The organism is Microcystis sp. LE19-10.1B, from assembly GCF_027530565.1.
In the GTDB taxonomy this organism is placed as follows: domain Bacteria; phylum Cyanobacteriota; class Cyanobacteriia; order Cyanobacteriales; family Microcystaceae; genus Microcystis; species Microcystis aeruginosa.
The window spans coordinates 1-7,113 of the sequence record NZ_JAPZQM010000674.1 but is presented as its reverse complement, the minus strand read 5'-3'; the positions used below and the strand labels follow the sequence as shown (position 1 = coordinate 7,113).

Below are 7,113 nucleotides of genomic sequence, written 5' to 3'. Positions count from 1 at the left end.
ACCTTTATAGAGACAGACATTGCCGCAATTTTTGTCAATTGTTTGCGATCTGGAGCGAACTAATCAATTAAATCTCTTGCCAGATAAGGATTGAGTCGATTTATGCCCCCCTATCGAACCATAACAAGTCCCGAAGAGCCTTATTCTTGCTCATTGGCAGTTATTAAAAAAACAATATCCGAGCCGTTATCTAGTCATCGCTACTACCAATGTCAAACATTTTCAGGGATTCGCAGAAGCTTTAAATTGGCAAGATGTTAACCTATAACAGCTTTGATCTTGAGCATTTTTTCACTTTAACTACTTAGTCTTATGCAGTTTATTGATCGCGCCGAAATAGAAGTAGAAGGGGGTAAGGGAGGTGATGGAATTGTCGCTTTCCGTCGGGAAAAATACGTCCCCGCCGGCGGTCCGGCCGGCGGTAATGGGGGAAAAGGTGGTTCGGTGATTTTCGTGGCCACTCAGAACCTGCAAACCCTGCTAGATTTCCAGTATAGTCGCTATTTTAAGGCCGATGACGGTAAACGGGGCGGCCCGAACAACTGCACTGGGGCCAACGGTAGCGATCGCATTATTAAAGTTCCCTGTGGTACAGTGGTTTACGATCTCGATAGCGAGGAAATTATCGGCGATTTGGTCACTCCCGAACAGACTTTAATCGTGGCTGCCGGGGGAAAAGGGGGATTAGGCAACCGCCACTTTTTAAGTAATAATAATCGCGCACCCGAATACGCTTTACCCGGTTTAGAGGGAGAAAAACGCCATTTACGCCTAGAATTGAAGTTATTAGCGGAAGTGGGCATTATCGGGCTGCCCAATGCGGGAAAATCCACCCTAATCTCGGCCGTTTCCTCTGCTCGTCCCAAAATCGCCGATTATCCCTTTACGACTCTCATTCCTAACTTGGGAGTGGTACGCAAACCCACGGGAGATGGGACGGTATTCGCCGATATTCCAGGATTAATCGAGGGAGCGCACCGAGGAATCGGCCTAGGACATGAATTTTTACGCCATATCGAACGCACACGCCTGTTAATTCATCTTGTCTCCTTGACAGCAGAAGACCCGATCGCCGATTATCAAATTATCCAAGGGGAATTAGCCGCCTATGGTCGGGAATTGGAAAAGCGATCGCAAATACTGGTTTTCAACAAAATTGATGCTGTGGACGAGGAAACGATAGATAACTATCAAAAGCAGTTTGCTAAAATAACCAATGCCGAGATTTTGACCATTTCCGCCGTAACAGGAGCCGGATTAACCACTCTACTCGCCAAAGTTTGGCAGCAATTAGAGCAACTGGAGAGGGTCGAGGATGAAACCCCTTCCCTGTTTTCCTAAAATCGCTCGTTAGTTGTTGAGCTGCCGGGGTGCGGGTGGTCGGCGATTGCTCGGTCTTCTTTCCGTACCTTCAAAGTTACCATTAGAACGACGGGTGCGGCGCTGTTCAGCTTCATTTTCGGCCGCATAGACTTCTAGATAAAGAGAGCGACCCACACTCGCGGCCGCCATTTCTAGGGTAGTTCTAATCGCCTGTAAATTGCGTCCTCCCCGGCCGTAAACTTTGCCTTTATCGGCATCATCGAAGGCTACACGCACCCAAAGACGTTCATTTTCCTTACAGCGCTCGATATCCAATCTCAGACTGGCCGGCTCTTCCAAAAACGGCTCGATAATAAATTTCACCAGTTCGAGATAATTGGGGGTACTAGGCATTGATTTTCTCGAAAATTTTCTGTTTGGTGAGAATGCTGCGCACGGTGTCCGTCGGTTGCGCTCCTTGTTGTAAGCGTCGGATGATTCCTTCCTCATCCAGACGCACTTCATCGGTACGGGGATTGTAAAATCCTAATTCCTCTAGGGGACGACCATCGCGACGACTGGTGCTAACGGCCGCAACGATACGATAACTGGCTTCGCGTTTTTTACCAAAGCGTTTTAGACGTAATTTGATCATGGTTACTCAAAAATTCTCCTTTCAGATTCTAACTCATCCCGGTGGTATTTCCACAAGTGGCGATCGAGGAAACGGTCGGCAGCCATTGGCTATTATTGAAAATAACGCCGATATCTTAATGGTGAGGTACAAAGTTGAAGTGTGTTAGTTTTGGCTAACACACCCGAAATTAAGATTAAATTAAACCTCTTGCATAATTAATTTTTGAGGGTTCAAAAACGTCAAAAATAAGGATTAAATCGCATAAAATATGTAAATAGGGTCTGCTGAAAAAGTTTTTCCTGGGGGTAGGATTCAGGAGTCAGGAGTCAGTAGCCAGTCGTTTCAGGCTTTGTTGCCCTTGTTTTGTGTACCAAGCGATGTACTACAAGAAGGATAATGCAAGGTTTTTGAAAGTCCCAATCCTATTTTCTTGCACTAACATCGGACTTTAACAGGTCAAAAGCCTTATTTTAAAAGGGTTTTACCATTATTCAGCAAGCCCTACTTAATTAGTGCATAAGCTAAAAGCAAGCTGTGACTGGGTTATAATTTTTGGAGATGTCTAATAAGGTTTTTAGATTTATTCAGCCAGCCCTAACTAACCCTTTTTTGCCTCTTCCAAGTCATGATAATGCTGATAAGCGCCAATTTCGGGGTTAAAGGGGGCGATTTCTTCAGTTACAGTTAATCCCAAACCTTCTAACATTGCTTGTAGGACAGAATCGGGGGCCAGACGCAGGTAATCGGGATTAATTTCTAGGGCTACATGACGATTACCGAGGTGATAGGCAGCTTTGAGGAGTAAATCGGTTGAAGGGGCGGTAATAGTGATAACTGGTTCTGGTTTAGCAATAATTTGAATAATTTCGCCGTTTTCCCCCCGCAGGAAATCGCGGTCCTGTAGAATTGTGCCGCGGGGTAAACGAAAACAGAGGGAAAAACCTTCGGGACTATCGAGACGATAACGGCTGCGGGTGCGTTCTTCGGCCGTGAGTAGAAGGCTAAAAAGTACCGTTTCTGGGGGAGGTGAACTAGCGGTATGACGGGGGGGTAAGCGCTCGGTAAAAGTTAACATGGTAGTGGTCAATAGGAAAAAACATTCTTAATTGTAGCCCTGACTCCAGCTTGACCCGAAAAACTGAGGAACTTTTTCTATTTATTTTCCCGCTGCAGACGAATCATCTCATTTTGCACCCGTCGTCTCAAGTTATCATCGGTACGAATCCAGTTAGTAATGGCGTTAAATTCAGCCGCAGTGAGGCCACTATCTTGGACAATCTTTTTTGAGTTATTACAATAATCTACGGCAATTCTTTGGGCATTAGCTGGAAGATTATTAAAGCTTTCCCGTTGGTTACAGGTAATTGCCGGGGGACTTTTGCCTAAAATTTGCGAAATTTCCTCATAAGCTTGTTTTCTTTCGGTTTCGATCCGCAAAACTGCTTTGGCATAACGTTTGATTTGGTCAGCCGTAAAATCTTGAGTATAAGCGGAGGACTGAAAACTAACCACCTCCGTCGTCCAAGAAAATTCGGGAATCAGACCGCCAAGAATGGCGATTACTGCCAAAAAAGTCACGATAAAAGAATGTCTTAAGCTTTGACCTAGATCGGCTAGGGGATAGCAGTAAATCACCATGCGAGTTTGTCGCTGAATAGATAATGATAGCAAACTTTCCAGTTAAATCCTGCTTTTTTGAATATTTTTAACGATCATAAGTTCCAATTTTAGCCAATATCTCCTGGTCCCGAACTTAATTTTTGGGCAGAAATTGCTTTGGTAAACTTTTTTAACGTTTTTGGGGGCAAAATTAGTCAAAAATCTTGGAGAGAACCGATGAACGATTTTTGGGAAGTTAGGATGCCTATCGCTTTTAGAGAATATTTATCGGCAATTTCGCCATCTAATCTCTTTTTATTAGCTTATATCGCTGTAAATCTCTCGCTTGTTCCCTTTTTTCTCTCCCCTGGCGGGGAATTGGGGGGAAATCTAGATAAATTAAAGGTTTCAGCGATTCCGATCGAGACAATTCCCGCTTAGAATAATGCAGTGGAATATATAGCCAATGAGGATTTGAGGCATTATTTAGTGATCTCGATCCTGGCGAGTCCTCAACAGGGGAACCATAATAAACTACTGACAACCACCCTAAACTCAGAAAAACCGCAAAAAAAGGAGTTAGCGCATGAATAAAGGTGAATTAATCGATCAAATCGCTCTCAAAGCCTCTGTCACCAAAAAACAAGCAGATGCTGTTCTCACTGCCGCCATCGAAACCATTATCGAAGCGGTTTCTGAGGGGGACAAAGTAACCCTAGTAGGATTCGGTTCCTTCGAGGCCCGGGAACGTCAGGCCAGGGAAGGACGCAACCCGAAAACCGGCGATAAGATGGAGATTCCGGCCACTCGCGTCCCGGCTTTCTCGGCCGGTAAACTGTTTAAAGACAGAGTAGCCCCGGATAAGGAATAATTACTGTTGAGTTTCGTTCTCGCGTAGCGAGCGCAAAGCGTTCGCTGTAAGTCTTTTGCCTAGACCTAAACATGGTGGTAATCTTGACTGGGCGGCCGCCATTGCCGGCTGTCCGGTTTCCTCTATTCTCGATTTTTCTGCCAGTATCAACCCCCTCGGTCCGCCAGAAAGCGCCCTAACCGCTATTAAAAGCCATTTAACCAGTCTGACTCGTTATCCTGACCCCGGGTATTGGCAGTTGCGTTCTGCCCTCGCCCAATGGCATGATATCGGGCCGGATTGGATTCTCCCCGGCAATGGTGCGGCCGAGTTATTAACCTGGGCCGGTCGGGAATTAGCATCATTTGATAGTGTTTATGTACTAACACCCGCTTTTAACGATTACGAACGGGCTTTAAAAAGTTTTGGTGGAAACATCTGCAAACATTCCCTAGATTTAACCACTTTAAAGCCGGTTAATCCCGAAAAACAAGGCTTATTACTCAATAATCCCCACAATCCCACGGGGAAACTCTGGACGGTGGCGGCCATTCGTCCCTATCTATCGCAATTTGGTTTGGTGGTAGTGGATGAAGCTTTTATGGATTTTTTACCCCCGCAACAACAGGAGAGTTTAATATCTCTGTTGCCGGAATATCCCAATCTCGTGATTTTGCGTTCCCTAACTAAATTTTACAGTCTCCCCGGTTTACGTCTAGGATACGTCCTCGCCCATCCCGAGCGCCTGTTAAAATGGCAAAGATGGCGCGATCCTTGGTCGGTGAATAATTTGGCCGTGGTTGCCGCTATTGCGGCAATTGAAGATAGAGATTTTCAACAACAAACTTGGGATTGGTTAACGGCGGCCCGCGAGGATTTATGGCAGGGATTAGCTAATTTTCCGCAATTACAGCCCCAAACCAGTGCCGCTAACTTCCTCTTAGTACAATCTCAATCTTCCTGTTTACCCCTACAGGAAGCTTTATTAAAATATCATCGAATTTTCATCCGCGATTGTCTCAGTTTCCCCGAATTGGGCAGCAATTATTTTCGGGTCGCTGTCCGTTTACCAGCAGAAAATCAACGATTATTATCGGCTTTAGAGAGTGTTTTAGCTGCGTCTGATATTAACAACAAAAAGGCTCCCGCCAACTAGACGGGAGCCGCTGCCATCGAACTAACCGAAATTAGTCGAGGTCAGGCATTGCCAATGCGGGTTCAGTCTCGCGGTCAATTCCTTTCTCGAAACCGGCGGCGGCGGCGCGAGCGCGTCCAGCGTGCCAGAGGTGTCCAATGAGGAAGAAGAAGGCGAGGGTGAAGTGAGAGGTGGCCAACCAAGCGCGAGGAGACACATAGTTAAACGAGTTAACGTCAGTGATAACGCCACCTACAGAGTTCAAGGAACCTAAAGGAGCGTGGGTCATGTATTCAGCCGCGCGACGGACTTGCCAGGGTTGTACGTCATTTCTGATTTTGTCGAGGTCTAAACCGTTAGGACCGCGGAGGGGTTCTAACCAGGGACCGCGGAAATCCCAGAAACGCATGGTTTCACCACCGAAGATGATTTCGCCTGTGGGAGAGCGCATCAGGTATTTACCTAGACCGGTGGGGCCTTGGGCAGAAGCGACGTTAGCACCTAAGCGTTGGTCACGCACCAAGAAGGTGAAAGCTTGAGCTTGGGAAGCTTCCATACCGGTCGGACCGTAGAATTCACTGGGATAGGCGGTGTTGTTAAACCAAACGTAAACGGCGGCGATAAAGCCCATCATGGAAAGAGCGCCCAAGCTGTAGGACAGATAGGCTTCTCCAGACCAGATGAAAGCGCGGCGCGCCCAAGCAAAAGGTTTGGTGAGAATGTGCCAGATACCGCCACCGATACAGATTAGGCCAATCCAGATGTGACCGCCGATGATATCTTCCATGTTGTTGACGCTGATAATCCAGCCTTCGCCACCGAAAGGAGCTTTGGTCAGATAACCAAAGATAACTGCGGGGTTGAGGGTAGGATTAGTGATGACGCGGACATCACCGCCACCGGGAGCCCAGGTATCATAGACACCGCCAAAGAACATGGCTTTAAATACCAACAACAGCGCGCCACAACCCAAGAGAATCAGGTGATAACCGATGATGTTGGTCATTTGGTTTTTGTCTTTCCAGTCGTAACCGAAGAAATTAGAGTATTCCTCTAGGGTTTCCGGTCCGCGGATAGCGTGGTAGATACCACCAAAACCGAGTACAGCCGAAGAAATTAAGTGCAGAACACCGGCAACGAAGTAGGGGAAGGTATCGACTACTTCACCACCAGGACCGACCCCAAAACCGAGGGTAGCTAGGTGGGGAAGCAGGATTAAACCCTGCTCGTACATCGGTTTTTCAGGGATAAAGTGGGCGGTTTCAAACAGGGTCATTGCCCCGGCCCAGAAAACGATTAAACCGGCGTGAGCGACGTGAGCGCCGAGCAGTTTACCGGAGAGGTTGATAAGACGAGCGTTACCGGACCACCAAGCGAAGCCGGTGGAACTTTGGTCACGACCAGTAGCGGTGGGGATATTAGAGAGCGTTACCACGCGGGAGAACCTCCTCAGGGAAGATAAAGTTTTCGTGGGGTTGGTCTTGGGGAGCCATCCAAGCTCTCAGACCTTCGTTAAGCAGAATATTTTTAGTGTAGAAGGTTTCAAATTCCGGGTCTTCCGCCGCTCTCAATTCCTGAGAAACGAAGTCA

Annotated in this window: 11 protein-coding genes; 5 read left to right on the top strand and 6 right to left on the bottom strand. The window is 47.0% G+C overall.

The features are described from left to right. Positions 1-312 precede the first annotated feature (312 nt). Entirely contained in the window at positions 313-1,341 is a 1,029-nt protein-coding gene (gene obgE, locus O9332_RS24100) for a GTPase ObgE (protein WP_002762467.1), read from the top strand. A 9-nt stretch (positions 1,342-1,350) separates the two neighbouring features. Here the strand turns inward: obgE and O9332_RS24095 are convergent, their stop codons facing one another. Further along, entirely contained in the window at positions 1,351-1,716 is a 366-nt protein-coding gene (locus tag O9332_RS24095) for a KH domain-containing protein (protein WP_002762468.1), read from the bottom strand. Then, positions 1,709-1,957: a 30S ribosomal protein S16 gene (gene rpsP / locus O9332_RS24090; protein ID WP_002736858.1), complete on the bottom strand. Its 249-nt coding sequence runs from the start codon at positions 1,955-1,957 to the stop codon at positions 1,709-1,711. Before rpsP ends, O9332_RS24095 begins: the two co-directional genes overlap by 8 nt. On the opposite strand from rpsP, the gene O9332_RS24085 reads away from it, so the two are divergent. Further along, positions 1,956-2,105, top strand: a complete 150-nt coding sequence (locus O9332_RS24085) for a hypothetical protein (protein ID WP_155119787.1) — start codon at positions 1,956-1,958, stop codon at positions 2,103-2,105. The genes rpsP and O9332_RS24085 overlap by 2 nt on opposite strands. Before the next feature lie 432 nt (positions 2,106-2,537). Here O9332_RS24085 and ureE read toward each other — a convergent pair whose 3' ends face one another. Further along, positions 2,538-3,014 carry an urease accessory protein UreE gene (ureE, locus tag O9332_RS24080; protein WP_002759565.1) on the bottom strand — a complete coding sequence of 159 codons (477 nt, stop codon included), beginning with the start codon at positions 3,012-3,014 and terminating at the stop codon, positions 2,538-2,540. A 77-nt stretch (positions 3,015-3,091) separates the two neighbouring features. Further along, positions 3,092-3,577, bottom strand: coding sequence for a DUF4168 domain-containing protein (locus tag O9332_RS24075; RefSeq protein ID WP_043999093.1), 486 nt, complete (start codon positions 3,575-3,577; stop codon positions 3,092-3,094). Positions 3,578-3,775: 198 nt separating this feature from the next. Here O9332_RS24075 and O9332_RS24070 point away from each other — a divergent pair, with 198 nt between their 5' ends. The 3 genes from O9332_RS24070 (at position 3,776) to cobD (ending at position 5,544) form a co-directional block, all read left to right on the top strand. Then, the gene (locus O9332_RS24070) at positions 3,776-3,979 is read left to right on the top strand and encodes a hypothetical protein (RefSeq protein ID WP_002759569.1); all 204 of its coding nucleotides are present in this window, start codon (positions 3,776-3,778) and stop codon (positions 3,977-3,979) included. Between the two features lie 145 nt (positions 3,980-4,124). Then, positions 4,125-4,409, top strand: a complete 285-nt coding sequence (gene hbs, locus O9332_RS24065) for a non-specific DNA-binding protein Hbs (RefSeq protein ID WP_002759570.1) — start codon at positions 4,125-4,127, stop codon at positions 4,407-4,409. A gap of 55 nt (positions 4,410-4,464) precedes the next feature. Next, positions 4,465-5,544, top strand: coding sequence for a threonine-phosphate decarboxylase CobD (gene cobD / locus O9332_RS24060; RefSeq protein ID WP_002759571.1), 1,080 nt, complete (start codon positions 4,465-4,467; stop codon positions 5,542-5,544). A 31-nt stretch (positions 5,545-5,575) separates the two neighbouring features. On the opposite strand, the gene psbC is transcribed toward cobD, so the two are convergent. Next, positions 5,576-6,958: a photosystem II reaction center protein CP43 gene (gene psbC / locus O9332_RS24055; RefSeq protein ID WP_002759572.1), complete on the bottom strand. Its 1,383-nt coding sequence runs from the start codon at positions 6,956-6,958 to the stop codon at positions 5,576-5,578. Further along, the coding region (locus tag O9332_RS24050) for a photosystem II protein D2 (RefSeq protein WP_271931852.1) at positions 6,942-7,113 on the bottom strand (172 nt) is incomplete at its 5' end. The genes psbC and O9332_RS24050, both read right to left, overlap by 17 nt.

Excerpts from the sequence above, each read along its gene's own strand:
- O9332_RS24075 (WP_043999093.1), bottom strand. The coding sequence starts at position 3,577 with ATGGTGATTTACTGCTATCCCCTAGCCGATCTAGGTCAAAGCTTAAGA.
- O9332_RS24085 (WP_155119787.1), top strand. The coding sequence starts at position 1,956 with ATGGTTACTCAAAAATTCTCCTTTCAGATTCTAACTCATCCCGGTGGT.
- O9332_RS24070 (WP_002759569.1), top strand. The coding sequence starts at position 3,776 with ATGAACGATTTTTGGGAAGTTAGGATGCCTATCGCTTTTAGAGAATAT.
- hbs (WP_002759570.1), top strand. The coding sequence starts at position 4,125 with ATGAATAAAGGTGAATTAATCGATCAAATCGCTCTCAAAGCCTCTGTC.
- rpsP (WP_002736858.1), bottom strand. The coding sequence starts at position 1,957 with ATGATCAAATTACGTCTAAAACGCTTTGGTAAAAAACGCGAAGCCAGT.
- ureE (WP_002759565.1), bottom strand. The coding sequence starts at position 3,014 with ATGTTAACTTTTACCGAGCGCTTACCCCCCCGTCATACCGCTAGTTCA.
- O9332_RS24095 (WP_002762468.1), bottom strand. The coding sequence starts at position 1,716 with ATGCCTAGTACCCCCAATTATCTCGAACTGGTGAAATTTATTATCGAG.
- obgE (WP_002762467.1), top strand. The coding sequence starts at position 313 with ATGCAGTTTATTGATCGCGCCGAAATAGAAGTAGAAGGGGGTAAGGGA.